Source organism: Nocardioides sp. zg-1230, from assembly GCF_013155335.1.
Classification (GTDB): Bacteria; Actinomycetota; Actinomycetes; order Propionibacteriales; family Nocardioidaceae; genus Nocardioides.
Window position 1 is genome coordinate 90,438 of the sequence record NZ_JABJQZ010000007.1, and the last position, 25,188, is coordinate 115,625.

At 72.4% G+C, this 25,188-nt stretch carries 20 protein-coding genes and 1 rRNA gene; 4 read left to right on the forward strand and 17 right to left on the reverse strand.

The window, feature by feature from the left end; translation table 11 throughout:
- Positions 1–40 precede the first annotated feature (40 nt).
- The 3 genes from HOO61_RS19265 to HOO61_RS19275 form a co-directional block, all read right to left on the reverse strand.
- On the reverse strand, positions 41–409 hold the full coding sequence (locus tag HOO61_RS19265; protein ID WP_367650260.1) for a hypothetical protein: 369 nt from the start codon (positions 407–409) through the stop codon (positions 41–43).
- The gene (locus HOO61_RS19270; protein WP_301539107.1) at positions 394–1,422 is read right to left on the reverse strand and encodes a ParA family protein; all 1,029 of its coding nucleotides are present in this window, start codon (positions 1,420–1,422) and stop codon (positions 394–396) included. Before HOO61_RS19270 ends, HOO61_RS19265 begins: the two co-directional genes overlap by 16 nt.
- 182 nt (positions 1,423–1,604) lie before the next feature.
- Entirely contained in the window at positions 1,605–4,202 is a 2,598-nt protein-coding gene (locus HOO61_RS19275) for an RNA helicase (protein ID WP_172261423.1), read from the reverse strand.
- An 83-nt stretch (positions 4,203–4,285) separates the two neighbouring features.
- Between HOO61_RS19275 and HOO61_RS19280 the strand changes: the two genes are divergently transcribed.
- Both HOO61_RS19280 and HOO61_RS19285 read left to right on the forward strand, forming a co-directional pair.
- Complete coding sequence (locus HOO61_RS19280) at positions 4,286–5,296, forward strand: ATP-binding cassette domain-containing protein (protein ID WP_172261425.1); 1,011 nt, start codon at positions 4,286–4,288, stop codon at positions 5,294–5,296.
- Positions 5,293–6,105, forward strand: a complete 813-nt coding sequence (locus HOO61_RS19285; protein WP_172261427.1) for an ABC transporter permease — start codon at positions 5,293–5,295, stop codon at positions 6,103–6,105. Before HOO61_RS19280 ends, HOO61_RS19285 begins: the two co-directional genes overlap by 4 nt.
- Here HOO61_RS19285 and HOO61_RS19290 read toward each other — a convergent pair.
- From HOO61_RS19290 to HOO61_RS19305, 4 genes are all read right to left on the reverse strand, one after another.
- A complete protein-coding gene (locus HOO61_RS19290) occupies positions 6,089–9,214 on the reverse strand; it encodes a BTAD domain-containing putative transcriptional regulator (RefSeq protein ID WP_172261429.1) in 3,126 nt (1,041 codons plus the stop codon). The two genes, HOO61_RS19285 and HOO61_RS19290, sit on opposite strands and share 17 nt — an antisense overlap.
- Positions 9,215–9,216: 2 nt before the next feature.
- Positions 9,217–10,149 (reverse strand): site-specific tyrosine recombinase XerD, encoded by a 933-nt coding sequence (xerD, locus tag HOO61_RS19295; protein WP_172261431.1) that lies wholly within the window; start codon positions 10,147–10,149, stop codon positions 9,217–9,219.
- Positions 10,146–11,261 carry an alanine dehydrogenase gene (ald, locus tag HOO61_RS19300; protein ID WP_172261433.1) on the reverse strand — a complete coding sequence of 372 codons (1,116 nt, stop codon included), beginning with the start codon at positions 11,259–11,261 and terminating at the stop codon, positions 10,146–10,148. The genes xerD and ald overlap by 4 nt, the downstream gene beginning before the upstream one ends.
- Positions 11,262–11,340: 79 nt before the next feature.
- A complete protein-coding gene (locus HOO61_RS19305) occupies positions 11,341–11,961 on the reverse strand; it encodes an NUDIX domain-containing protein (protein WP_172261435.1) in 621 nt (206 codons plus the stop codon).
- A gap of 59 nt (positions 11,962–12,020) precedes the next feature.
- Here HOO61_RS19305 and pepN point away from each other — a divergent pair, with 59 nt between their 5' ends.
- On the forward strand, positions 12,021–14,477 hold the full coding sequence (pepN, locus tag HOO61_RS19310; RefSeq protein WP_172261437.1) for an aminopeptidase N: 2,457 nt from the start codon (positions 12,021–12,023) through the stop codon (positions 14,475–14,477).
- Between the two features lie 4 nt (positions 14,478–14,481).
- Here pepN and HOO61_RS19315 read toward each other — a convergent pair whose 3' ends face one another.
- The 8 genes from HOO61_RS19315 to HOO61_RS19350 are packed head-to-tail and all read right to left on the reverse strand — an operon-like array spanning position 14,482 to position 23,069.
- Positions 14,482–16,176 (reverse strand): CTP synthase, encoded by a 1,695-nt coding sequence (locus HOO61_RS19315; RefSeq protein ID WP_172261439.1) that lies wholly within the window; start codon positions 16,174–16,176, stop codon positions 14,482–14,484.
- Between the two features lie 11 nt (positions 16,177–16,187).
- On the reverse strand, positions 16,188–17,084 hold the full coding sequence (locus HOO61_RS19320; protein WP_172261441.1) for a copper transporter: 897 nt from the start codon (positions 17,082–17,084) through the stop codon (positions 16,188–16,190).
- Positions 17,081–18,280 carry a putative cytokinetic ring protein SteA gene (steA, locus tag HOO61_RS19325; protein WP_172261443.1) on the reverse strand — a complete coding sequence of 400 codons (1,200 nt, stop codon included), beginning with the start codon at positions 18,278–18,280 and terminating at the stop codon, positions 17,081–17,083. The genes HOO61_RS19320 and steA overlap by 4 nt, the downstream gene beginning before the upstream one ends.
- Positions 18,281–18,295: 15 nt before the next feature.
- A complete protein-coding gene (gene recN / locus HOO61_RS19330) occupies positions 18,296–20,068 on the reverse strand; it encodes a DNA repair protein RecN (protein WP_172261445.1) in 1,773 nt (590 codons plus the stop codon).
- Positions 20,061–21,011, reverse strand: coding sequence for an NAD kinase (locus HOO61_RS19335; protein WP_172261447.1), 951 nt, complete (start codon positions 21,009–21,011; stop codon positions 20,061–20,063). Before HOO61_RS19335 ends, recN begins: the two co-directional genes overlap by 8 nt.
- Positions 21,008–21,847: a TlyA family RNA methyltransferase gene (locus HOO61_RS19340; RefSeq protein ID WP_172261448.1), complete on the reverse strand. Its 840-nt coding sequence runs from the start codon at positions 21,845–21,847 to the stop codon at positions 21,008–21,010. The genes HOO61_RS19335 and HOO61_RS19340 overlap by 4 nt, the downstream gene beginning before the upstream one ends.
- 6 nt (positions 21,848–21,853) lie before the next feature.
- A complete protein-coding gene (locus tag HOO61_RS19345) occupies positions 21,854–22,039 on the reverse strand; it encodes a hypothetical protein (RefSeq protein ID WP_172261449.1) in 186 nt (61 codons plus the stop codon).
- A 10-nt stretch (positions 22,040–22,049) separates the two neighbouring features.
- Positions 22,050–23,069: an HAD-IIA family hydrolase gene (locus HOO61_RS19350; RefSeq protein WP_253942625.1), complete on the reverse strand. Its 1,020-nt coding sequence runs from the start codon at positions 23,067–23,069 to the stop codon at positions 22,050–22,052.
- 48 nt (positions 23,070–23,117) lie between these two features.
- Between HOO61_RS19350 and HOO61_RS19355 the strand changes: the two genes are divergently transcribed.
- On the forward strand, positions 23,118–24,236 hold the full coding sequence (locus tag HOO61_RS19355) for a DUF1015 family protein (RefSeq protein ID WP_172261450.1): 1,119 nt from the start codon (positions 23,118–23,120) through the stop codon (positions 24,234–24,236).
- Here HOO61_RS19355 and HOO61_RS25045 read toward each other — a convergent pair.
- On the reverse strand, positions 24,211–24,549 hold the full coding sequence (locus HOO61_RS25045) for a single-stranded DNA-binding protein (RefSeq protein ID WP_367650261.1): 339 nt from the start codon (positions 24,547–24,549) through the stop codon (positions 24,211–24,213). The genes HOO61_RS19355 and HOO61_RS25045 overlap by 26 nt on opposite strands.
- Positions 24,550–24,883: 334 nt before the next feature.
- Positions 24,884–25,001 (reverse strand): 5S ribosomal RNA (gene rrf / locus HOO61_RS19365).
- Positions 25,002–25,188 lie beyond the last annotated feature (187 nt).

Below are 25,188 nucleotides of genomic sequence, written 5' to 3' on the forward strand. Positions count from 1 at the left end.
CCGCCGGACGAGGGGTCCGGGGCGGCGGGGCGGCCGGTGCTCACTCGTCGAGCAGCCGCTGCACCAGCGCGCTGTCGGCGCCCTGGGCCTCGAGGTCGGCGAGCACGAGCGCCAGCGCCTCCCGGACCAGGCGGCCGCGGTCGACGGCGAGCCCGTGCTCGCGACGCAGCGTGAGGCGGGCGTGCTCGATGTCGAGCAGCTCGTCGGAGGTGACGTACACCGTCATCTTCTCGTCGTGCCGCACCCGGCCACTCGGCTTGCGCGGGCCCGCGGGCTCGCCAGGATCGGGGTTGGTGTCGGCCACGGCTCGCACACGGCGCGGGCGCTGCTCGGGAGCGGGCTCGGGGGCGGCGTCGGAGGTCGGCCGGAACAGGTCGTCCGCCGCCGGCATGCTCACTCGGCGGGCCACCGGGTCACCACCTCCTTGGCGAGCTGGCGGTAGGCGTCGGCGCCGGTCGAGGACGAGGCGTAGGACGTGATGGGCTCGCCGGCGACGGTGGCGTCGGAGAACTTCACGGTGCGGCGGATGACGGTGTGGAAGACCTTGTCGCCCCATGCGGAGACCAGCCGCTCCATGACCTCGCGGCTGTGCAGCGTGCGACCGTCGAACATGGTGCCCAGGACGCCGTCGATCTCAAGCTTGGGGTTGAGCCGCTCGCGCACCTTGTCGATCGTCGTCTTGAGCAGCGCCACGCCGCGCAGCGCGAAGTACTCGCACTCCAGCGGCACGATGACGCCGTCGGAGGCGGTCAGCGCGTTGACGGTCAGCAGGCCGAGCGACGGCTGGCAGTCGATGAGGATGATGTCGTAGTGCTCGAGGGCCGGGGCGAGCACGCGCTGGAGCGTCTGCTCGCGCGCCACCTCGTGGACCAGCTGGACCTCGGCGGCGGAGAGGTCGATGTTGGAGGGCAGGAGGTCCATGCCCTCGATGCCGGAGGGGACCACGACCTCGTCGAGGGTGGTCTCGCGGTCCATCAGCAGGTTGTAGATGGTCAGGTCCATCTCGTGCGGGTTGAGCCCGAGGCCCACCGAAAGCGAGCCCTGCGGGTCGAAGTCGACCAGCAGCACCTTGCGGCCGAACTCGGCCAGCGAGGCACCGAGGTTGATCGTGGTGGTGGTCTTGCCGACCCCGCCCTTCTGGTTGCACATCGAGATGACACGCGCGCCACCGTGCGAGGTCAGAGGAGCCGGGTCGGGGAACACCGGCATCGGGCGTCCGGTCGGGCCGAGGGGCTGCTCCTCCTCCAGGGTCGTCGTGGCACGCGTCTCGATCGGGCGCTCGAAGGGGATCGGCTGGGTCACGGTCTGCTCGTCTCGCGGGGTCGGGCCGGGCTGGGGGGTCTGCTGCGGGTGCGGCGGTCGCACGAGGGGCGGCATCTGCGGGGCACTGCTGCCCGTGTCGTGACCGGGGAATCCGCTCATGTCTGCTCCTCGTGTGTGCATGCGTCGTGCATCGGCCTGGACCTCGATTCGACCACGCCGGACGCTACGAACTTTGTCGACACGTCGACAGTTCCCGGCCCAATTCTCCGGATCGGTCCGGCTGCGCACCGCGCGGGACTCTACGCGCCCCCTGCCCCCCGCCGTCCGGGGGTCTGCCCGCCCTAGAGCCGCCGCATCGCGACCGTCGCCAGGACCAGCTCACCGGCGGAGTCCGTGGCGTCGCAGTCCACCACCGCCTCGATGACCCAGTCGTGGTGGTCCTCGGGGTCGTGGATGGTCTGGCGTACGTCGCGCAGGCGGGCCGTGGTGCCCTCCTCGGCACCGACCGGCTCCCCGGTGCGCTCCTCCCCCACGACGAGCAGCTCGGGACCGCGGGCGTCGCCGTGGGTCAGCACCCGGTCGTGCTCGGCGTAGTAGTCCTCGAGCGCCGCGTCCCACACCGACCGCCCGACGACGACCTGCCGGGGCGGGTCGGTCCGGTCGGCGGCGGCCCGCTCGAGCCGGACCAGCCCGTCCAGGTCGTCGCGCGAGACCGCGTCGACGCGCGCCCACATCGCGTTGCGCAGCATCACCCGGAAGGGGCGCTCCTGCTTCGAGAGCGGACGCGGCGGTGGCGGCGGTTCGTGGTGCGCGACGGCCGACGACGCGTGGTCAGGGTCCGACAGCGCCTCCCACTCGTCGAGCAGCGAGGAGTCGGTCTGGCGCACGGTCTCCCCCAGCCACTCGATGACGTCCTCGACCTCGGGGGCGCGGTGCGACTCGGGCACCGTCTGGCGCAGCGTGCGGTAGGCGTCGGTGAGGTAGCGCAGCACCAGCCCCTCGGACCGGGCGAGCTGGTAGCGGCTGACGAAGTCGGTGAACCCCATCCCCTGCTCCCACATCTCCCGCACCACCGACTTGGGGCCGAGCGCGTCGTCGGGGAGCCAGGGGTGCGTCTGCCGGTAGGTCTCGTAGAGGGCCTCGAGGAGCTCGTGCAGCGGCTGCGGCCAGGTGATCTCCTCGAGCAGCGCCATCCGCTCGTCGTACTCGATGCCGTCGGCCTTCATCTCCCCGATGGCCACGCCGCGCGCGGCGTGCTGCTGCGCCATCAGGACCTGCCGGGGCGCCTCGAGGACCGCCTCGACCACGGAGACCACGTCGAGGCCGTAGGTCTCCGACTCCGGGTCGAGCACGTCGAAGGCGGCGAGCGCGAAGTGGGCGAGCGGCTGGTTGAGGGCGAAGTCGTCGGGGAGGTCGACGGTCAGCACGAACCTGCGCCCGTGCTCGTCCGGCTCCTCGAGGCGGGTGACGATGCCGGTGCGCACCAGCGAGCGCCCCAGGCGCAGGGCGCGACGGGACAGGCGCAGCTGGCCGCGTCGCTCCTCGTGATTGTCGGTGAGCAGGCGCCGCATGACCGCGAAGGCATCCTCCTCGCGCGTCAGGACGTTGATGATCATGGAGTTGTCGACCTTCATCCGGCTCGTCAGCCGCTCCGGCACGCCGGCCACCAGCTTGTCGAAGGTCTGCTCGGTCCACACGACCGTGCCCTCGGGGGCCTTCTTGAGCTGCGCCTTCGACTTCTTCTTCCCCGCCGCGACCCGCGCGGCGGCCTTCGCCTTGGCCTGCTCGTTCTCGATGACGTGCTCGGGAGCCTGTACGACGACGTAGCCGGCGGTGTCGTAGCCCGCCCGGCCGGCCCGGCCGGCGATCTGCTGGAACTCCCGGGTCCGGAGCACCCGCTGCCGGCTGCCGTCGAACTTGGCCAGCCCGGTGAACAGCACGGTCCGGATCGGCACGTTGATCCCGACGCCCAGGGTGTCGGTGCCGCAGATGACGCGCAGCAACCCGGCCTGGGCGAGCGTCTCCACGAGCCGGCGGTACTTCGGCAGCATGCCGGCGTGGTGGACGCCGATGCCGTTGCGCACGAGGCGCGACAGCGTCTTGCCGAAGCCTGCGCCGAAGCGGAACGCGCCGATCCGCTCGGCGATCGCCTCCTTGTCGACCTTGCCCGGCGGGCGCCGCAGCAGGTTGGTGGCGTGCTCGACGGCTGCGGCCTGCGTGAAGTGGACGACGTACACCGGGTCCTGCCCAGTGGTGACCAGCTCCTCGAGCGTCTCGTCGAGCGGCTCCATGGACCACCGGAAGCTCAGCGGCACCGGACGCTCCGCGTCAGCGACGACGGCGGTGTCGCGGCCGGTGCGCCGCTTCAGGTCCTCCACGAAGAAGGAGACGTCGCCCAGCGTCGCCGACATCAGGAGGAACTGGGCGTCGACCAGCTCGAGCAGCGGCACCTGCCAGGCCCACCCGCGGTCGTGCTCGGAGTAGAAGTGGAACTCGTCCATCACGACGAGGCCCACGTCGGCCGAGCGACCCTCGCGCAGCGCGATGTTGGCCAGCACCTCGGCCGTGCAGCAGATGATCGGGGCGTCCGGGTTGACTGCGGCGTCACCGGTCAGCATCCCGACGTTGTCGGCGCCGAAGACCTCGATGAGCGCGAAGAACTTCTCGCTGACGAGCGCCTTGATCGGTGCGGTGTAGAAGCTGACCTCGTCGCGGGCGAGGGCAGCGACGTGGGCGCCGATCGCGACCATCGACTTCCCCGAGCCAGTCGGGGTCGCCAGGATCACGTGGTTGCCGCCGAGCAGCTCGATGACGGCCTCGTCCTGGTGCGGGTAGAGGTCGAGACCCTGGTCGCCCACCCAGCCGGTGAAGGCGTCGTAGACCGCGTCCGGGTCCGCACCCGTCGGGACCCGCGTGTCGAGGCGCACTGGATCCGGCATGCGTCGATCCAACCATCCGCGGGTTTCAGCGCGGCAGCCGCCGTGCAACCACGCTGAAACCGGGGTCGGGGAGCGTTCCTCCCATGACCACACATCCACAGCTCGCCGTCCGGGCCTCCGGGCTCGTCAAGCGGTTCGGTGACCAGCGTGCCGTCGACGGGATCGACCTCGAGGTCCACCGTGGTGAGGTGTTCGGCGTCCTCGGGCCCAACGGTGCGGGCAAGACGACGATGCTGCGCATGCTCGCGACCCTGCTCCACATCGACGAGGGCGAGGCCGAGCTCTTCGGGCGCGACGTCCGCACCGAGCCGCATGCCGTACGCCGGCTCCTGGGCGTCACCGGGCAGTACGCCTCGGTCGACGAGAACCTCACGGCGTCGGAGAACCTCTGGCTCTTCGCGCGCCTGCAGGGCCTTGGCCGCACCGAGGCCCGCACCCGGGGCGCCGAGCTGCTCGAGCAGTTCGACCTCACCGAGGCGGCGAGGAAGCCCATCTCCGCCTTCTCGGGCGGCATGCGTCGTCGTCTCGACCTCGCCGCCAGCCTGCTGACCCGGCCGCCGCTGATCTTCCTCGACGAGCCGACCACCGGGCTCGACCCCCGCACCCGCGGCCAGATGTGGGACACCATCCGTGACCTCGTCCGCACCGGGTGCACGGTCCTGCTCACCACGCAGTACCTCGACGAGGCCGACCAGCTCGCCGACCGCATCGCCGTCATCGACCGCGGCCGCAAGGTCGCCGAGGGCACCGCGGACGAGCTCAAGTCGTCGGTCGGCCAGTCCACGCTGCAGCTGCAGCTGGCAGATCCCGGTGACCTGACGCTCGTGGCGGGCGAGGCTCGGCGACTGGTCGGTGAGGACGCCGTCCTGACCCCCGAGGCGCGGCGCGTCAACGTGCCGCTGGCTCGCACCGACCAGGCCGTCGACGTCCTGGTCGCCCTGCGGGACCGCAGTGTCGCGATCGAGTCGGTGACCGTGCAGAAGCCGTCGCTCGACGAGGTCTTCCTCGCCCTGACCGGCCACGACACCCACGACACCGACGACGCCACCGCGCCGGCCGGCGTCGACGACCTGCAGATGGAGGACGCCCGATGAGCGCCATGACCGTCACCGACCCCGCCGATGTCGGCACCGGCCGCGTCGGCCTGACCGACACCCTCAGCCAGACGCTCACCCTGGCATGGCGGGCGACGATGAAGATGCGCCGCAGCATGGAGGTGATGTTCGACGTCACCATCCAGCCGCTGGTCTTCACCGGGATGTTCGCCTACATCTTCGGCGGGGCCATCTCGGGAGACGTGGAGAGCTACCTGCCCTGGATCATCCCCGGGCTCATCGGCCAGACCGTGCTGACGGCGTGCGTCGCCACCGGCGTCCAGCTCCGCACCGACATGGACACCGGCGTGTTCGACCGTTTCAAGGTGCTGCCGATCTCGCGCATCGCCCCCCTGGCCGGACCGATGGTGGCCGACCTGCTGCGTTACTTCATCGCGTCCGTGCTCACCTTCGCAGTCGGCATCGCGATCGGCTACCGGCCCGGCGGCGGGGTCCTCGGCGTGGCCGGGGCCGTCGTCCTGGCCATGCTGGCCGGGTGGTCCCTGGCGTGGATCTTCACGCTGTTCGGGATCGTCGGCCGCAACGCGCAGGCCGTCCAGGGCATCTCCCTGCTGGTGATGTTCCCCCTGACCTTCCTGTCCAACGCCTTCGTCCCGACCGAGACGATGCCCGACGGCTTGCGGGCGTTCGCCGAGGTCAACCCTGTCTCGCTGGTGATCACCGCGATCCGCGACCTCGCCAACGACGGGGCCGTCACGGCCGACGTCGGCTGGGCGCTTCTCGGGTGCGGCGTCGTCATCGCCGTCTTCGCCCCGCTCTCGGTGCGGGCGTTCAACCGGCGGATGTGACGCGCCAGGCGCGCCGCAGGCGGTCCACCGTCGCGGCCGCACCCGGCAGCAGCTCCGGGCCCGGCCGCTCGGCCAGCCCCTCGACGAGCGGGCCGAGGCGGCCGGGCTCGACCGCGTCGGCGAGGGCCGCCATGGGCTCCCAGGCCATCACCGGCATGCTGCGGTTGTAGGCCCAGCGGTGCGCGACGGCCAGGAGGTGCACGCCGTCCACGTGCTGCTCCGGGGGCCCGAACCTGAGCATCCAGCCGGCCAGCGCCACCAGCAGCACCCCGTTCAGTGGCAGGTCGGTGAACCACAGCGTGCCCTCGGGCGTCCGTCCGGCGGGTCCGGCGACGAGGTCGCGGAGCTCGTCGGCACGGGCGTCCGGCGACCTGGTGCCGTAGCGGACCCGGCTGACCAGGGCCGCCGACGCCGCCAGCGCCACCCACGGCGAGCCGGCCGGCCCTCCGCCCATCGTGTCGCCGTCGGTGACCAGGTCGACGATCTCGTCGTAGCGACGGATGGCCCCGGCGTGGTCACCCCGCGCGAGGGCGAGCTCGGCCTGGGCGGTCTGCCACGTCAGCCGAGCGCCGACCTGGGCGGTCTCGCCGTCGGGCGGACCGAACCGTGCGAGGAGAGCCTCCGCCTGGTCCACGTCGCCGTCCAGCAACGGCGCGATGGCGGTCGCGACCTGGAGGCTGTAGGCGTCGGTCGTCGAGTGGATGCGTTCCAGCAGCGGCCACGCGACTCCCGCGTGACGCGCTGCCCGGTGGTGGTCCCCGATGACCATCGCCAGCTGGCTGAGCTCGGCGTGGAGCGAGGCATGGAGGTAGGGCGGGAGCGGACCGTCCAGGGCTGCCTCGGCGTACGCTCTCGCAGCGGCGACGTCGCCGTCGTTCTCCGCCACGATCGCTGCCCACAGCAGCAGGGCGCCCGCCATCCCCGGCACCGACTGCTGCGCGGCGACCTCGGCGAGACGTTCCGCAACGGGTCCGCCGGCGATGTGGACCGTGTGGCCGATCAGCCCCCACGGGCCCGTCGGCCGCTCCCCCTGCAGGAGCAGCTCGCGGAGGCCGCCGAGGTCCGCGCCCGGCATCCAGCTGAGGTGCACCATCAGCACACCGGCGGCCTCGTGGGCGTGCGACCACAGGTCCGGCGGGACCTCCCAACCGGACAGCAGCTCCGACGCTGCGTCGCAGACCGCGAACACCCGGGGCTGGTCGCCGGTCACGGTCCAGAGGCTGCCGAGGAGCGCCACGAGCCGGGCCACCATCTCGCGGTCACCGCTGGAGAGGGCGTGCCGGAGCACGTCGGTGAGGTTGTTCTGGTCACGCACGAGCACGTCCACGAGCGCGACCTGGTCGTCGCTGACGACGAGGTCCTGGCAGCGCTCGGCAAGGTCTCGGGCCCATCTGCGCTGTGCCTCGGCGGCGGCGACCTCCTCGCCGCTGCGGACCAGTTGCGCGGCGGCGTACTCACGGATCGTCTCGAGCGCCCGGAAGCGCGCAGTGCCCTCGTCCTCGGTGACGACCAGCAGCGACTGCTCGACAAGGGCGTCGACGAGGTCGGGCCCGTCGCGTCCCAGCACCGCCAGCGCGGTCGCCCTCTCGAACCCGTCCTGGAACACCGAGAGCCACGCCAGTGCGCGCTGCTCGTCACTGGTCAGCAGGTCCCACGACCACGCGATCACCGCCTCGAGCGTCCGGTGGCGGTCGGGCCTGGTGCGGTCGCGGCTGCGGAGGGCGGCGAACCGGTCGTCGAGCGCGGTGGCCACCTCGGCGAGCGTCATCGTGCGCACGCGAGCAGCAGCCAGCTCGACGGCGAGCGGCAGACCGTCGAGCCGGTCGACCACGTCGCGGAGCGCAGCGGGCTCGAGCACGGCGTCGGGCCGCGTGGCAGAGGCTCGCTGCACGAACAACGCGGCCGCATCGGCCGGTGAGAGCTGGGTGAGCGGGACCACGCGCTCCGCCGCCAGCCGCAGCGGCGCGCGGCTCGTCGTCAGCACCTGGAGGTCGCGGGTGGTCGCGAGCAGGAACGCGACCAGCGCCGCCACGGGCTCGAGGACGTGCTCGCAGTTGTCGAGCACCAGGAGCGTCGGTCCGGCGTCGAGCTCCTGTGCCAGCCGGCTGCGCACGTCGGCCTGCTGGGCCGGTGTGAGCGCCAGTCTCGTGGTCACGGAGCCGCGGATCCCGAGGGCCGCACCCACGGCGACGACGACGTCGTCACCCGCACCCACGCCGACGAGCTCGACCACGTGCACGTGCGGCAGCACCGATTCGCGCGCCAGCACATGGGCGATGCTGGTCTTGCCGATGCCGCCGGGCCCGAGCACGGTCACCAACCGGGACGACGCGAGGGCCGAGCGCAGCTGGTCGAGGTCCCGGTCGCGGCCCAGGAGCCCGGCCGCGTCCCACCTCACGCCGGTGCGCACCGGGTCGTCGGCCGACAGCAGCTCGGCGTGCAGCCGCTGGAGAGCAGGCTCCGGGTCCACACCGAGTCGTTCAGCAAGGTCCGCCCGGTAGTGCTCGTAGCGCGCCAGCGCCGTGGCCGGTCCGGCGGTCGCCGCCTCGGCACGCAGCAACGCGAGCAGGACCTCACCGTCGTCGGGCCGCCGCTCGTGGGCGGCCGCCAGGTCTTCGAGCGCCTCGGTGTGCCGGCCGAGCCGGACAGCCGCCAGCGCGGCGACCTCGCGTGCCGTCGTACGTCGTCGCGCGGCCGCCGTCCGCAGGTCGGCCAGCGGTCCGGAGTCGGCGACGCCGACGTCGACGGCCGCTGTCGCAGACGCCAGCCGCAACGCCTCGGCCGCGTCACCGGACGCCAGAGCCGCACGGGCGGCGGCGAGGTGGGCCAGCTGCAGCCGCGCGTCGACGTCCTCGTCGGCCAGACCGAGCCGGTAGCCACCCTCGACCCGCTCGATCGCGCTCGGCGTGGTGGCCGAACGGGTGCGCGACACCAGGACCTGGAGCGCCTTGGCGGGATGCACGGGTTCGGCGTCGGGCCAGATCTCCCGCACGAGGCGGCCGTCCGTGGCTCCCGCGGTCTGCTCGGCGAGCACGGCGAGCAGCGCAGCCACCCGCGCGCCGGGCAGCGGGGCGTGGTCCCACGAGACCTCGTCGAGCAGCCGCAGCACGGCTACTCCCGGGCCCGCGGGTGCGCCGTGGCGAAGACCTCGCGCAGGTTGTCGACGGTGACGAGGGTGTAGACCTGCGTGGTGGTGACCGACGCGTGGCCCAGCAGCTCCTGGACGACGCGCACGTCGGCGCCGCCGTCCAGCAGGTGGGTGGCGAACGAGTGCCGCAGCGTGTGCGGCGACACCGACGCCGTGACGCCGGCCCGGTCGGCCGCCTTGACCAGCACCGCCCACGCGCTCTGCCGCGACAGCCGGCCGCCGCGCGAGTTGAGGAACATCGCCGGGCCGCCCTTCCCGGCACCGACCAGCTCGGGCCGCGCGCGGGTGAGGTAGGCCGCCACGGCGTCGCGGGCGTAGCCGCCGACCGGCACCAGGCGCTCCTTGCCACCCTTGCCGCGCAGCAGCACGGTGCCGTCGACCTGGTCGAGGTCGTCGATGTCGAGACCGACGGCCTCGGAGATCCGGGCACCCGTGCCGTAGAGCAGCTCGAGCAGCGCCCGGTCGCGCAGGGCGAGGACGGTGTCGGGGGCGCCCGCTGCGTCGAGGATCGCTTCCACGTCGGAGAGCGGCAGCGCCTTCGGCAGCCGCTTGGCCGGGGTCGGCGGCTTGACGGCGGCAGCCGGGTCCGCCACGGCCAGCCCGTCGGCGACCGCGAACTTGTGGAAGCCGCGCACCGCGACCACGGTCCGCGCGGCCGAGGTCGCGCTCAGCGGCGGGTGGGCCTCGCTGCCCTCGCGCAGGCTGACCAGGAACGCGGCCACCGTCGCCTCGGTGACCGCGTCCAGGTCGTCGATGCCCTGACTGCTCAGGAACTCGTCGTAGCGCGCGAGGTCACGCCGGTAGGAGCTGAGCGTGTTGACCGCCAGTCCGCGCTCGACCGCCAGGTGGTCGAGATAGGTGCGGACCGCGCGGTCCACCCTCGCCCCGGAGCTCACCCGAGGACGGTATCGAGGTCCACCGACTCGATGCCGACGGCCTCGCCGACCGGCGCGTTGGTCAGCTGTCCCGCGTGCGTGTTGAGACCGAGGGCGAGGCTCCGGTCGTCACGCAGCGCCTGCTGCCAGCCCTTGTCGGCGAGCGCCACGGCGTAGGGCAGCGTCGCGTTGGTGAGGGCGTACGTCGAGGTGTTGGGCACCGCGCCGGGCATGTTCGCCACGCAGTAGAAGACCGAATCGTGCACCGGGTACGTCGGGTCGTCGTGCGTCGTGGCGTGGGAGTCCTCGAAGCAGCCGCCCTGGTCGATCGCGATGTCGACGAGCACCGAGCCCGGCTTCATCCGCGAGACCAGCTCGTTGCTCACCAGCTTGGGAGCCGCGGCGCCGGGGATCAGGACGGCGCCGATCACCATGTCGGCCTCCATCACCTGCTGCTCGATGGCGAGCTTGGAGGACGCCAGGCCGTGCACGCGGTTGTTGTAACGCCAGAACGACATCCGCAGCTTGTCGAGGTCGGTGTCGAGCAGCGTCACGTCGGCGCCCATGCCGAGCGCGATGTTGGCGGCGTTCTGGCCCGAGACGCCGGCGCCGATGATGACGACCTTGGCGTTGGCCACACCGCCGACGCCGCCCATGAGGACGCCGCGGCCGCCGTTGGCCTTGAGAAGAGCGTGGGCACCGACCTGCGGGGCCAGGCAGCCGGCGACCTCCGACATCGGGTAGAGCAGCGGCAGCCCGCCCGAGGGCAGCTGGACCGTCTCGTAGGCGATGCCGGTGACCTTGCGCTGCATCAGCTCCTCGGTCAGCGGCTTGTCGGCCGCGAGGTGCAGGTAGGTGAAGAGGGTCTGGCCCTCCCGCATGCGGGCGTACTCCTCGGCGACCGGCTCCTTGACCTTGAGGACCATCTCGGCCTCGCCCCACACGTCGTCGGCCGTGTCGAGCATCGTGGCGCCCGCGGCGACGTACTCCTCGTCGGGGATGAGCGAGCCCTCACCGGCGGTCTTCTGCACGACGACCTCGTGGCCGTGCTGGACGAGCTCGTGCACGCCGATGGGGGTCAGGGCCACGCGGTACTCGCGGTTCTTGACTTCCTTGGGTACGCCGACCTTCATGCCTTGCTCCTCAGGTGTCCCGGGGACCACCACGGTGTGGCCCGCCTCACAGCGAGGGCGAGACTACTCCCGAGAGCCCCTACGGGGCGTCCAGGGTGCCCCGGTGCTTCAGCACGTCGTACGCCAGCACCGCCTGCACCAGCGGACCCTGCCGCACCCGCCCCTCCAGGACGGCGTCGAGCAGGTCGGCCATGGGCACCCAGAAGCGCTCCATCTCGGCCTCCTCGTGCTCCATCTCGAAGTCCCCACGCGGGGCATGGGTCAGGCCGCGGGCCAGGAAGATCTCGTGCACCTCGTCGGTGATCCCGGCGCTCGAGTAGGTGCTCAGCAGCAACCGCCAGTCGGCGGCGTCGAGCTCGACCTCCTCGCGGAGCTCGCGCCTGGCAGTCTCCACCGCGGGCTCGTCCCCCGCGTCGCGCAGACCGGCGGGCAGCTCGACGAACTCGTGTCCGCTCGTGTGCCGGTACTGGCGCAGGCACATCACCCGCTCGTCGTCGTCCACGGCCAGGACGACCACGGCCCCCGGGTGCTCCAGGCTGAGCCGGCTGAACTCCTCGGGGTGCCCGGGACGGGTGATCCGGTCCTCACGGAGCGCCACCACCCAGTCGTCGCGGTGCAGGTCCTTGCTCGAGACCACGGGCCATGCCATCGGCCGGTCGGCGAGCTCGTGCTGTCCCTCGGACCCGCTCACGTCGGTCATGCCCCGACGCTAGCCCAACGACCGGCGGGGATCGCCGACGGTGGGTTAGGTTCGCCCCCATGACGTTGTCGACCCTCACCACGCACGAAGCGAAGACCCGGTCGGACCTGATCGAGGTCCAGCGCTACGACATCGACGTGGACATGACCGGCCTGCTCGAGGGCGAGGAGTGGCGCTCGACCAGCACCGTGACGTTCACCTGCTCCGAGCCCGGCGCGACCACCTTCGTCGACGTCGCGATGGATGTCACCCGGGCGACGCTGAACGGCGCCGACGTCGACGTGTCCGCCGCAGCCGACGGACGGCTCCCGCTCCCCGCGCTCGACGCCGACAACGTCCTCGTCGTCGAGGCGCGCACCACCAACACGGCCACGGGCGAGGGCATCCTCCGCACGGTCGACCCGACCGACAAGCTCGTCTACGTCTGGACCAGCCTCGAGCCCGACGAGGCCCGCCGGGTGTGGGCGTGCTTCGACCAGCCCGACCTCAAGGCCCCCCACCGCTTCGTGGTGACCGCCCCCTCCTCGTGGCTGGTCACCTCCAACGGGGCGCCCGAGTCCATCGAGGACGCCGACCCCGACCTGGCCGACGACGCCCGTGTGTGGACCTTCCCCGACACGCCCCGCCTGTCGACGTACGTCGTCGTGGTCAACGCCGGTCCGTTCCACGAGGTGCGCCAGCAGCACGACGGGCACGACCTCGGGTTCTACTGCCGCCAGTCACTCGTGCCGATCCTGGAGCGCGACCTCGAGGAGATGGTCACCCTCACGCGCCAGGGCCTCGCGTTCTTCGGCGAGCGGTTCGGCTACCCGTTCCCGCAGGCGCGCTACGACCAGGTGTTCGTGCCCAACCTCGGCGGCGCGATGGAGAACTGGGGATGCGTCACCTACGGCGACGGCCAGCTCTTCCGCACTCCCCCGACTCACGCGCAGCGCGCTGTCCGGGCCGAGTTCATCTTCCACGAGATGGCGCACATGTGGTTCGGCGACCTCGTGACGATGCAGTGGTGGGACGACCTGTGGCTCAACGAGGCCTTCGCGTCGTGGGCCGCCAACTGGGGCATGGCCGCCGCGACCGAGTTCACCGACCAGTGGGCCACCTTCCTCGCCGCCTTCAAGCGCACCGCCTACGAGATGGACATGAGCCCCGCGCGCCACCCCATCCGCAGTGACGTGCCCGACGTCTCGTCCGCAATGTCCAACTTCGACGCCATCACCTACGTCAAGGGCCAGAGCGTCCTGCACCAGCTCGTGGCCTACATCGGCGAGGACGCGTTCGTCGAGGGCCTCCGCGACTACTTCAGCCGCTACGCCTTCTCCAACACCCGGCTCGACGACCTGATGGACTGCTACTCGCGCGCCTCGGGCCGTGACCTGTCGGCCTGGACCAAGGCGTGGCTCGACGAGGCCGGCACCGACGTCATCTCGCTCGTCGACGGCGAGCTGGTCGTGGAGACGACCGACGGCCAGGAGCCCCGCCCGCACCGGCTCGACGTCGCCGTCTTCGACGCCTCGGGCGACACGCTCGTCGCGGCGGGCCGGTCGTCGTACGAGGTCACCGGCGCCCGCACACCCGTCGACCTCCCCGACGGCGACCTCCGCCTCGTCAACGCCGGCGACTACACGTTCGCCGCCGTGAAGCCCGACCCCGACTCGCTGCGCCTCATGCTCGAGCGCGTCCACCAGCTCGACGACCCGCTGGACCGGGCAATGGTCGCCGCGACCGCGGGCCAGCTGCTGCTGCTCGGCGACGTCGCGCCCCGCGACGTCGCAGCCGCCCTCACCCGGGCGCTGGCGTCGGAGACCAGCCCGGCGCTGATCGAGCCCCTCCTCAGCCAGGCGCTCTCGGTGGCCGACCGGTGGGCACCGGCGAACGAGTCCCCAGCCCTGCTGGCCGCCCTCGCCGACGCGGTGCTCGGGCTCGTCGACGTCCCGGACGCCCGACAGGCGGCGCTGCGCACCCTCGCCGCCTCCGCGTCCACCGACGAGCACTGGACGGTCCTGCAGCGGGCTGCCGCCCAGGCCACCGACCTCGACCTCGCCTGGCGGATGGCCGTGCGGCGCGCCGAGCTCGGCGACTACGACGAGGACGCCGTACGCCGCCTGCTCGAGTCCGACCCCGACCCGGACGCCGGCATGCGCCGGCTCGCGGTGCTCGCCGCCCGACCCGACGTCGAGGCCAAGGAGGAGGTCTGGCGCGCGTTCTTCGTCGACTACGCCGTCCCCGCCAGCCGTGAGACCCTCGTGCTGGGCTCGACGTTCTGGCGCCCCGGCCAGGCCGAGCTGCTCGCGCCCTTCGCGCACCGCTACCTCGAGGAGCTGCACACGCTGAAGGGCGGCCTGCTCAACCAGGGGCTCACCATCCGCGCGATGTATCCCCTCGGGGCCGGCGACGAGGAGTTCCTCGCCGCCGCCGAAGCAGCCGCCGAGGACACCAGCCTGATGGCCTACGCGCGCAACCAGCTCCGGTCGAACTCGTTCGTCCTCGGCCGGATCCTGGCGGCCCGCCGCCTCTGAGGCGTCAGGCCTCGGTGACCTCGTCCTTGCGGCGGAGCCCCGACTCGTCGAGGGGGAAGCGCTCGGAGCGCTGGCGCTCGATGGCCGCACCCACGAGCCCGGCGAACAGCGGGTGGGGGCGCGTGGGCCGCGAGCGCAGCTCGGGGTGTGCCTGGGTGGCGACGTAGTAGGGGTGGACGTCGACCGGGAGCTCGACGAACTCGACCAGCCCGAGCTCGGGGTTGGTGCCGGAGAAGACGAGGCCTGCCTGGGCGAGCGTCTCGCGGTAGGCGTCGTTGAACTCGTAGCGGTGGCGGTGGCGCTCCTCCACGGTGCCGGCACCGTACGTCGCCCGCACCACGCTGCCCTCGAGGAGGTCGGCCTTCTGCAGGCCGAGCCGCATGGTGCCACCGAGGTCGCCGGCGCCCTCGACGTACTTCTTCTGCTCCTCGATCGTGGCGATGACCGGCTCGACGGTGTCGGGGTCGAACTCGGTCGACCCCGCCTTGGTCAGGCCCGCCACGTTGCGGGCGTACTCGATCACCATGCACTGCAGGCCCAGGCACAGCCCGAGCGTCGGGATTCCGTGCGTGCGGGTGTAGTGCAGGGCGCCGAGCTTGCCCTCGATGCCCCGCACGCCGAAGCCGCCGGGCACCAGCACCGCGTCGACGTCGGAGAGGTGCTTGGCCGCACCCGCCTCGGTCTGGCAGTCGTCGGAGGCGACCCAGCGGATGATGACCTTGGCGTCGTGCGCGAAGCCACCGGCGCGCAGCGCCTCGCTGACCGAGAGGTAGGCGTCGGGCAGGTCGATGTACTTGCCGACCAGCGCGATCGTGACCTCCTCCGACGGGTGGTGCACCCGGCGCAGCAGGTCGTCCCAGTCGGTCCAGTCGACGTCGCGGAACGGCAGGTCGAGTCGGCGTACGACGTAGGCGTCGAGGCCCTCGCGGTGCAGCACCTTCGGGATGTCGTAGATCGAGGGGGCGTCCGCGGCCGTGACGACGGCCTCGTCGTCGACGTCGCACATCAGGGCGATCTTGCGCTTGATGCCGTCAGGGAGCTCGCGGTCGGCCCGGCACACGATGGCGTCGGGCTGGATGCCGATCGAGCGCAGCGCCGCGACCGAGTGCTGCGTGGGCTTGGTCTTCAGCTCGCCCGACGGGCCGATGTAGGGCACCAGCGAGACGTGGATGAAGAAGCAGTTGTCGCGCCCGATCTCGTGGCGCGTCTGGCGAGCGGCCTCGAGGAACGGCAGCGACTCGATGTCGCCGACGGTCCCGCCGACCTCGGTGATGACCACGTCGATGTCGGGTCCGCCCATCGCGAGGATGCGGTCCTTGATCTCGTTCGTGATGTGCGGGATGACCTGCACGGTGTCACCGAGGTAGTCGCCGCGGCGCTCCTTGGCGATGACGGTGGAGTAGACCTGACCGGTCGTCACGTTGGCGATCTGGTTGAGGTCGGTGTCGAGGAACCGCTCGTAGTGGCCGATGTCGAGGTCGGTCTCCGCGCCGTCGTTGGTCACGAAGACCTCGCCGTGCTGGAACGGGTTCATCGTGCCGGGATCCACGTTGAGGTAGGGATCCAGCTTCTGCATCGTGACGCGCAGTCCGCGCGCCTTCAGCAGCATGCCCAGGCTGGAGGCGGTGAGCCCCTTGCCGAGGGAGGAGGCGACGCCTCCGGTCACGAATACGTGCTTGGTCGGCGTGCGGCTCTTCACGGGCTTCGATCCTACCCGAGGGGGACGGGTCCGTCGGCACCCGACGCACCGAACGCTCCGCCCGGAGTGGTCAACGAGCGCTGGAGCGTGAGGATCGTCGCGACGCGACCGGCAGCCGTGTCCACGCCGTCGAGGGTCGCCACGCCGGCCGAGGCCGGGTCGGCCCGCAACCTGCCCAGCTGGCCCTCGCCGCCGTCGGCCGTGGCGCCTGCCACGACCACGCCGACCGCCTGGGCGGCCAGCCCGCGGGCGAGCCCGGCGAGGATCGCGTCGGAGCCCTCGTCCGCGGCGTCGGTCCCGAGGACGACCAGCACCAGCGGCGACCGCTGGGACACCTCCCCCGGCTCGGCCATCAGCCCCGCTCCACTGACGGCGTCGACGATGGCGCGCGCCTTGCCGTTGACGTCGAGCCCCTCGGCCTCCTTGGTGGCCACGGCGATGCCGAGCAGCTGGCCGATGCGGTCGTACGTCGACGCGTCGGCAGCGACGTCGCCCTCGGCCTGCTGGGTCAGCAGCTGGCTGCCCAGCGTGTCGACCAGCGACTTCTGGCTCGGGTCGACCACGTCCTCGGACAGGTCGTAGCGGGCACTGACCGTGCCGCCGGCGGCCGACACCTGGTCGGTGAGCGCCGCGACCACCTGCTCGTCGGCACCCGGCACGGTCACCAGCGCGACCGACCGTTCGGCCAGCCGGCCACCGACCGTCGCAGGACCCAGGGCGGAGACGAAGCTCTCGGTGTAGTCGGCCTGCGCGCCGTCCTCCACCGGCTCGGCCTCCTGGTCCTCGGCGGCGGACGTCGCGACGGTCGGTGCGACGTCGGAGAGCGGACCGCCGCCGAGGACGATCCCGGCGGCGAGCGCGAGGAAGACGGCGACGATGGTGAGCAGGTGGTGGCGCAGGGTGATCACGGGAGGATTCCTCGGACGTTGTCGATCAGGTCGGACGTGGGGCTGGTGACGCCCGCGGACAGCTCGTCGACCCACTGCTGTCCGACCGGGGTGACGCTCACGGCGGCGGCGAGCGCGAGCACCCCGGCGGCGAGGGCGCCCGCGAGGTGGCGCGGCCGGACAGCGCCGTCGTAGAGCCGCGGCAGCGCTGCCGCGTCCACGAGGTCGGGGCCGAGCTTGAGGCGGGTCAGGAACGTGCTGGCCAGGCCGCTGCGGCGCCGGTCCAGGAACTCGTCGAGCGTGGCGTGCATGCCGACGCCGACGATGAGTGACGCTTCATGGGCAGAGGCGAGCAGCAGTGCGGCGTCCTCGGTCGTGGCGGTGGTCTCGAAGCGCAGCGGCCGGATGCCGAGCCGCTCGAAGGGCTCGGTGGCGCTGCGGGACGCGCCTCGCTCGACGAGGACGACGACGTCGCGGGCGCGCCGCAGGACCGCGGCCGTGGGCAGGTCGTCGGAGCCGCCGGTGACCACGACGACGTCAGGCCGGTGGCCGGCGCTGACCAGGGCATCGGCGCCGCGGTCGACGCCGACGAGGACCGGTCGCTGCTCCCGGACGAAGGGCTTGATGCCGCGCAGCTCCTGCTCCCAGCCGTGGGAGCGCACGGCCACCACGACCGGGCGCCCGGCCATCTCGGTCGCGGTGCGCGGCACGCCGTGGCCGTGCAGCAGCAGGTCCTGCTCACGGCGCAGGAACTCGGTGCTGTTGTGGGTGAAGCTCTCGAGCTGGGCCGAGAGGCCCGAGCGGGCCCGGTCCATCTCCGAGGCGACGAGGTCGGGGGTGAGTTCTCGACCCTCGGCGACCTGCTCGTCGCTCACGTGCACCGCTCCCCCGTCGACCCGCACCGCGACGCCGTCGCGGACCCGGTCGAAGACCTCCGGGCCGACGCTGTCCACCACCGCGAGGCCGGCGTCGACGAGCAGGTCGGGCCCGAGGTTGGGGTAGCGGCCCGAGATCATCGGGCTGGCGTTGACGACAGCGACCACGCCGGCGTCGACGAGCGCCTGGGCCGTGGCCCGGTCCATGTCGAGGTGGTCGAGGACGGCGACGTCGCCTGCGTGCAGGCGGCCGAGGACGCTGGCCGTACGGCGGTGCACGCGAGCGGGACCGTGCACACCGGGGAGGGCGGGGGCTTGGCGGGAGCGGACTGCGAACTTCATGACCGCGCCATGGTGTCAGCCGCGGGTGGGCCTCTCGGGGAGGCACGCCCGCTCGGGCGCGGCGGCGTCGAGCAGCTCGCGTGCGTGGGCCCGCGCGCTGTCGGAGTCCTCGACGCCGGCGAGCATGCGGGACAGCTCGCGCTCGCGGTCGTCGTCGGTGAGCGAGACGAGCCCCGAGGTCGTGACCGTGCCGTCGCTGGACTTGTGCACAACCACGTGCCGGTCGGCGTACGCCGCCACCTGCGGCAGGTGGGTCACGACCAGGACCTGCGAGGAGCGGGCGAGGGCGGCCAGCCGTCGGCCCACCTCGATCGCGGCCTTGCCGCCGACGCCGGCGTCGACCTCGTCGAAGACGAACGTCGGGACGGACCCGGTCTCGGCCAGGGACACCTCGAGGGCCAGCATGACGCGGGACAGCTCGCCGCCCGACGCGCCCTTGTGCAGGGGGCGGGCCTCGGCGCCGGTGTTGGCAGCGAGCAGGAACTCCACGTCGTCGATGCCGTGGGACCCGGCGCGCACCCAGCGGCCGTCCACGAGCAGCTGGGGCCCGGCGGGCGTCTCGGGTGTCGGGGTGTCCTGCTGGCTCACCGTGATGGTGACGGTGGCGTGCGGCATCGCCAGCGACGTGAGCTCGTCGCTGACCGCGACGCCGAGCCGGTGCGCCGCCTGCTGCCGCTGGGCGCTGAGGCTGCCGGCGAGCCCGCCGAGCTCGCTCCGGATGCGGTCGCGGCGTGCCTCCAGCTCGGCGATCTGGCCGTCGGTGTCCTCGAGGTCGAGCAGCCGCTTCGCGCCGTCCTCGGCCCACGCGAGCACCTCGTCGATCGTCTCGCCGTACTTCCGCGTCAGCGCCGTCAGCGCGGCCCGGCGCTCCGACACGGCGGCCAGTCGCGCGGGGTCGGTGTCGAGGGAGGCGGCGTAGGACGCGACATCGCCGGCGACGTCCACCAGCAGGTGGCCGAGCTCGGCGAGCCGATCGGCCAGCTCGCCCGCGGCGGGGTCGTGCTCGCGCACGCCCTCGAGGGCCTGCCGGGCCGTCACCGTGGTGCCGAGGGCGTCGGGCGCGCCCTCCTCGCTGGACAGCGCTTCCCGGGCCGTCTCGGCCGCGGTGCGCAGCGTGTCGGCGAACCCGAGCCGGGTCTCCTCGGCTGCGAGCTCCGCGTCCTCCCCGGGCTGCGGGTCAACCGTCTCGACCTCGCCGAGGCCGAACCTCAGCTGGTCGGCCTCGCGGGCACGCTCCCGGGCGGAGCCGACGACCTCGGCCAGCGTCCGCTCCGTGACGACCAGCTCGGCCCACAGCTCGGCGTACGACGTCGCGGCCGCAGCCAGCGGCTCGCCACCGAACCGGTCGAGCGCCGCACGCTGCGCGCCCGAGCGGAGCAGACGGTGCTGGTCGGACTGGCCGTGCACGGCCACGAGGGGCTCGGCCACCTCGGCCAGCGTGGTCACCGGCACCGACGCACCGCCGACCCACGCGCGAGAGCGCCCCTGGGCCGCGACGTTGCGGGCGAGCACGACCTGGTCGTCCTCGACCTCGCCGCCGGCGTCCTCGACGGCCCCCCGGAACCCGTCGAGGTCCCGGGCGGTGACGACGCCCTCGACGCGGGCCTGCTTGGCCCCCGAGCGCACCGCGCCTGAGTCGGCGCGCCCCCCGAGGAGCAGCCCGAGGGCGGTGACGACCATGGTCTTGCCTGCGCCCGTCTCACCGGTGATGACGGTCAGGCCCGGCCCGAGCTCCAGCGTGGAGGACTCGATGACGCCGAGCTGGCTGATGCGGAGCTCCTCAAGCATCCGTGTCCCCGTTGTCCCGGCGTCGGCGCTCGGCGGCGCCGCGCCATCCCTCGACGGGCAGGTCGAACTTCGCGACCAACCGGTCGGTGAACGGCGCGTGGTGCAGCCGGACCAGCCGCACCGGTCGGGCGCCGCGGCGCACCTCGATGCGGGCGCCCGGTGGCAGGTCCACGGTGCGCCGGCCGTCGCACCACAGCACGCCGGACCCCTCGGTGTTGGAGAGCACCTCGACGGCGAGCACCGAGGTCGGCGCGACCACCATCGGGCGGGCGAACAGCGCGTGCGCGCTCAGCGGGACCATGAGCAGGGCCTCGACCTCGGGCCACACCACTGGTCCGCCGGCGCTGAAGTTGTAGGCGGTCGACCCCGTCGGGGTGGCGCACACGACGCCGTCGCAGCCCCAGCGCGACAGGGGGCGGCCATCGACCTCGACGACGACCTCGAGCATGCGCTCGCGCGCCGCCTTCTCCACGCTCGCCTCGTTGAGGGCGAAGGTCGAGAACCGCACCTCCTTGCCCACGAGCACGCACACGTCCAGCGTGAGGCGGTCCTCCGCGGTGTAGTCGCGACCGACGATGGCTGCGATGGTGGACTCGACGTCCTCCTGCTCGGCCTCCGCGAGGAACCCGACGTGGCCGAGGTTGACGCCGAGCAGCGGCGTGCTCGTCGCGTGGGTCAGCTCCGCCGCGCGGAGGATCGATCCGTCACCGCCGATGACCAGCACCAGCTCGCAGCCCTCGCCGGGCATGTCATCGGGGTGCGTGGTCTCGACCAGCCCGTCGATGTCCTCCAGACCCAGGTCGGCCGCCTCGTCGGCGAGGAGGCGTACGGCGATGCCGTGGGCGGTGAGGCTCTGGACGCAGGCCCGGGCCACCTCTCGCACCTCGGCCCGGCCGGTGTGGGCGAGCACCAGGACGCGGCGCTGGGGGCTGGGGGTGCTCACGGGTCCACCCTCTCACCCGCCACCCCCATCGCCCCGGCGCGCTCGACCTCGGCGCGGATCTCGTCCGCCCCGATCGAGGCCGGGCCGCGGCGCAGCAGGAGGAAGAACTCGACGTTGCCGGACGGTCCGGGAAGGGGGCTCACGGTGACGGCCACGGCGCCCCAGCCGCGCTCGGCGGCGAGGTCGGCGATGGTGGTGACCGCCTCGGCCCGCAGCGCGAGCTCGCGTACGACGCCGCCCTTGCCGACGCGCTCCTTGCCGACCTCGAACTGCGGCTTCACCATCAGCGCGAGCTCACCGTCGTCCCGCGTCACCGACAGGAGCGGGTCGAGCACGAGGGCCAGGGAGATGAAGGAGAGATCGCCCACGACGAGGTCGACCGGCTCACCGATCACGTCGAGGGTCAGCTCGCGGATGTTGGTGCGGTCGTGCACCTGCACCCGCTCGTCGCTCTGCAGCGACCACGCCAGCTGGCCGTAGCCGACGTCCACGGCCACCACCTCCCGCGCCCCGGCCCGCAGCAGGACGTCGGTGAAACCGCCCGTGGACGCGCCTGCGTCGAGGCACCGCTTCCCCTCGACACTCACACCGTGGTCGGCGAACGCCGCCAGGGCCCCGGCCAGCTTGTGCCCGCCGCGGGAGACGTAGTCCACGGAGGTGGGGTCGTCCTTGACCACGATCGCCACGTCGGTGGTCACACCCGTCGCCGGTTTGGTGGCGGGCGCGCCCGAGACCGTCACCCGGCCGGCGGCCACCAGCTCGCTGGCGTGCTCGCGCGAACGGGCCAGGCCGCGGCGCACGAGCTCCTGGTCCAGTCGCAGACGTCTGGGGGGCACGATCGGTCAGTCGGCCCGGGGGTCGCCGGACGCGTCGGGCCGTGCGTCGAGGGCTCTCCGCAGCTGTTCGTGGGCGCGCTCGAAGACCGCGACGTGCTCGGCCACCGGAGCCTCGGCCAGGGCCGTCACCTCGGCCAGCACGCGGTCGACCGCCTCGACGCCGGTCGGCTCGTGGTCGGGCAGCTCACTCATGGCCGAGACCCTACTCGGCGTCGAGCTGTCGGACCGGTCCAGGCGGCTTCGTGTCGGAGACGTCGGCTGGGCTCTTCGCGCCGTCGAGGTGGACCCAGCACGCCGTCACCGCGACGCGCCACCAGTCACCGTCACTGCCCGCCCCGTCCACGGCCAGTCGCCCGTCGTCGACGGTCGCCCTCCAGCCGCCCAGCTCGACGGCACCACCGGTGACGTCGGGCACCTGGTGCGGCTCGAACAGCCCGGCCACGGTCGGGGAGACGTACGTCGGCCGCAGCGCAGGCGGCGCCGCGGCGAGCTCCTCCAGCCAGGTCACCCCGGTGAGCACCAGCAGCGACGGCGCATCGATCGCGTGCGCGCCCTCGATGTCGGTGTCGAGGCGGTCGCCGACCATCAGCGGGCGGTCGCCACCCACCCGCAGGACGGTCTCCTCCATGAGCGGCCGCTCCGGCTTGCCCGCGACGACGGCGTCGACACCGGCGAAACCGGTGATCGTGCGCACGAGCACACCGTGCCCCGGTGCGAGCCCGTAGGGCGTCGGGATCGTCAGGTCTGCGTTGCTCGCCACGTAGGGCAGCCCGTCGCGCACGAGCGTCGCGGCACGCATGATGTCCCGCCAGCGCACGTCCGGCCCGTAGCCGCTCGCCACGGCCACCGCACCGTCGGGGTCCTCGACGGGCTCGAGGCCGGCCTCCAGCAGCGCAACCCTCAGCCCTTCTCCCCCGAGGAGCAGCACCCGAGCGCCCTCACCGTGCTCCTCGACCAGCAGACGTGCCGCCGCCTGGGCCGACGTGACCACGTCTCCCGGCTCTGCGTTGACGCCGACCTTGGTGAGCTTGGCCGCCACCTGGTCGGGGGTGCGTGAGGCATTGTTGGTCACGAATGCGACGTGGCGTCCGGACCCTCGCACCCGGTCGATCGCCGCGGCAACGCCGTCGATGGCCTCGCCCCCGACGTAGACCACGCCGTCGAGGTCGAACATGACCAGGTCGTGGGCCTCCACGAGGGGAGTCGTGGACTCCTGCAGCATGGTCCACCCCTTTCCGGATTGTGACGAGCGTCCCCCTACGATGCTCCGATGGACTCCGCCACCGTCGTGCCTCCGTACGTGGCGAAACCCCTCGAGCTGCTCCCGTTCCGGGCGGTCATGCTGTCCCCGACACGCGTGGGCGACCCCGCCTCCGCGCGAGCACTGGCGCGACCCTACCGCGACGTGGCGGCACGTCTGATGCAGTGGATCGACCGCGGTGACGCGCACGCCGACACCGCCCCCGCCCTCTACCTCCACGAGTACACCTCGGGCGGCCTCACCGTCCGTGGGATCGTCGGAGCCCTGCGGATGTCCGAGCGCGCCGACACGTTGGCCGACCGCGCCGTGTGGCCGCACGAGGCGATCCACCCCGAGCAGGCCGGGGAGCTGGCCGAGCGCATGCTGCAGATGGACCTCAACCCGGCGCCCATCCTGCTCGTCCACCACGCCCGGCAGGAGCTCCGCGACCTCGTCGACCAGGTCGCCGGCGCCGACCCCGACTGGCGCTACCTCGACCGCACCGGTCAGCGGCAGCGGCTCTGGGCCGTGAGGGATGCGCAGACAGTGGCCCGGATCGGTGAGCTCGTGGCGACGAGCCGCTGCCTCCTCGCTGATGGACACCACCGGTACGCCGCCTACCTACGGCTGCAGGAGGAGCACCCGGGCACCGCGTGGGATGCGGGTCTCGCGATGCTGGTCGACCAGGCCGACACTCCCCTCTTCCTCGGAGCCATCCACCGGACCCTGCCCGACGTACGCCTCGACTTTCTCGTCGAGGCCGCCCGGGCCGCAGGAGCCGAGGTCACCGCCCAGCCACGCCGCCACGCACTCGGAGCCCTCGACAGCACCCACCTGGTGCTGACGGATGGCAACACCTGGTGCGCCGTCGCACCCGACCGGCTCGATCGCGAGGCGGCCGTGTCGTGGCTCCACGACCACGTGCTCCCCCGGCTGCCGGAGCCGCCACGACGCCTCGAGCACCACCACACGGTGGAGCAGGCGCTTGCCGCGACGTCGTCCGCTGCGCCTGCTGTGCTCCTGCCCAGTCCCGACTTCGAACAGGTGCGAGCCCTGGTCGAGTCGGGCGGGCTCCTGCCGGAGAAGGCCACGTCGTTCCAGCCGAAGCCCAGTCTCGGCGTGATCATGCGACGCGTGAGCGCCGGATGATCTTCGCCGACGACACGACCACCTCGACCCGCGAGCGCGTCGCACCCCCTGCCTGGTAGAAGCGGCAGCACACGGCGCCGGACACCTCCACCATGTCGCCCGGGCGCCAGCCGGCGATCCGGCGGCGCAGGGCCGCACTCCACGCTGAGCAGGGGATCGAGTCGATCCGCTGGCCTGCTGTGGCGCTGCCCGGCCTCGCCGCGCCGGGGCTGCGAGGGACGGACACGCGGAAGCTCACCAGGGCGTCGCCGCTCGGCAGGTCGACGACGACCGGCACGCTCGTCACCCGTCCGAGGAGCCGGACGTCGTTCACCCCCGGGTCGCCGTCCTCGACGGGTGGTCCAGACCGGGAGGGTCCGTTGGCGTCGACTGCGGGCGGCTTCGCACGGGTCCTGGGCGTGCCCGCCGCAGGTCGTCTCTTCGTCTGTGTCGTCGTGTCCGTTGTGGTCACAGTGCACCTCCTGCGACGACTGTGACCGAACGGTCGGACAACTCGAGCGCTGGTGCCGTAGAACTGTGGACGACTGTCCATTCCAGGCACCTGTGGACGATGCGTGGCCAAGATCGATCACCACGCCGTGCAGAGATGCATGCCCGGAAATGCAGAAGTGGGGCCACCCGAAGGTGACCCCACTTCCACAATGTTTGTCCGGCGGCGTCCTACTCTCCCACAACCTCTCGGTTGCAGTACCATCGGCGCTGAAAGGCTTAACTTCCGGGTTCGGTATGGGACCGGGTGTTTCCCGTTTCGCTATGGCCGCCGTAACTCTTTCAACACAAACTCGCCCTCGTGGGTTTGTTGGTTGGGAACTGCGTAGTGGACGCGAACAGGCTCAGTGGTGAGCTGTGTGTGTTCGTTGGGTGCGCGTGGTGTCACGTACGGTGCACACGGTGGTTCTGGTGGTGTGTGTGGTTTTGTACGTGGTTGGGACAAGCCCTCGGCCTATTAGTA

Coding starts and splice junctions, on each gene's coding strand:
- recN (WP_172261445.1), bottom strand. CDS start 20,068: ATGCTTGAGGAGCTCCGCATCAGCCAGCTCGGCGTCATCGAGTCCTCC.
- HOO61_RS19350 (WP_253942625.1), bottom strand. CDS start 23,069: ATGCTGCAGGAGTCCACGACTCCCCTCGTGGAGGCCCACGACCTGGTC.
- HOO61_RS19345 (WP_172261449.1), bottom strand. CDS start 22,039: ATGAGTGAGCTGCCCGACCACGAGCCGACCGGCGTCGAGGCGGTCGAC.
- HOO61_RS19280 (WP_172261425.1), top strand. CDS start 4,286: ATGACCACACATCCACAGCTCGCCGTCCGGGCCTCCGGGCTCGTCAAG.
- HOO61_RS19275 (WP_172261423.1), bottom strand. CDS start 4,202: ATGCCGGATCCAGTGCGCCTCGACACGCGGGTCCCGACGGGTGCGGAC.
- pepN (WP_172261437.1), top strand. CDS start 12,021: ATGACGTTGTCGACCCTCACCACGCACGAAGCGAAGACCCGGTCGGAC.
- HOO61_RS19305 (WP_172261435.1), bottom strand. CDS start 11,961: ATGACCGACGTGAGCGGGTCCGAGGGACAGCACGAGCTCGCCGACCGG.
- HOO61_RS19285 (WP_172261427.1), top strand. CDS start 5,293: ATGAGCGCCATGACCGTCACCGACCCCGCCGATGTCGGCACCGGCCGC.
- HOO61_RS19355 (WP_172261450.1), top strand. CDS start 23,118: ATGGACTCCGCCACCGTCGTGCCTCCGTACGTGGCGAAACCCCTCGAG.
- steA (WP_172261443.1), bottom strand. CDS start 18,280: ATGAAGTTCGCAGTCCGCTCCCGCCAAGCCCCCGCCCTCCCCGGTGTG.
- HOO61_RS19270 (WP_301539107.1), bottom strand. CDS start 1,422: ATGAGCGGATTCCCCGGTCACGACACGGGCAGCAGTGCCCCGCAGATG.
- ald (WP_172261433.1), bottom strand. CDS start 11,261: ATGAAGGTCGGCGTACCCAAGGAAGTCAAGAACCGCGAGTACCGCGTG.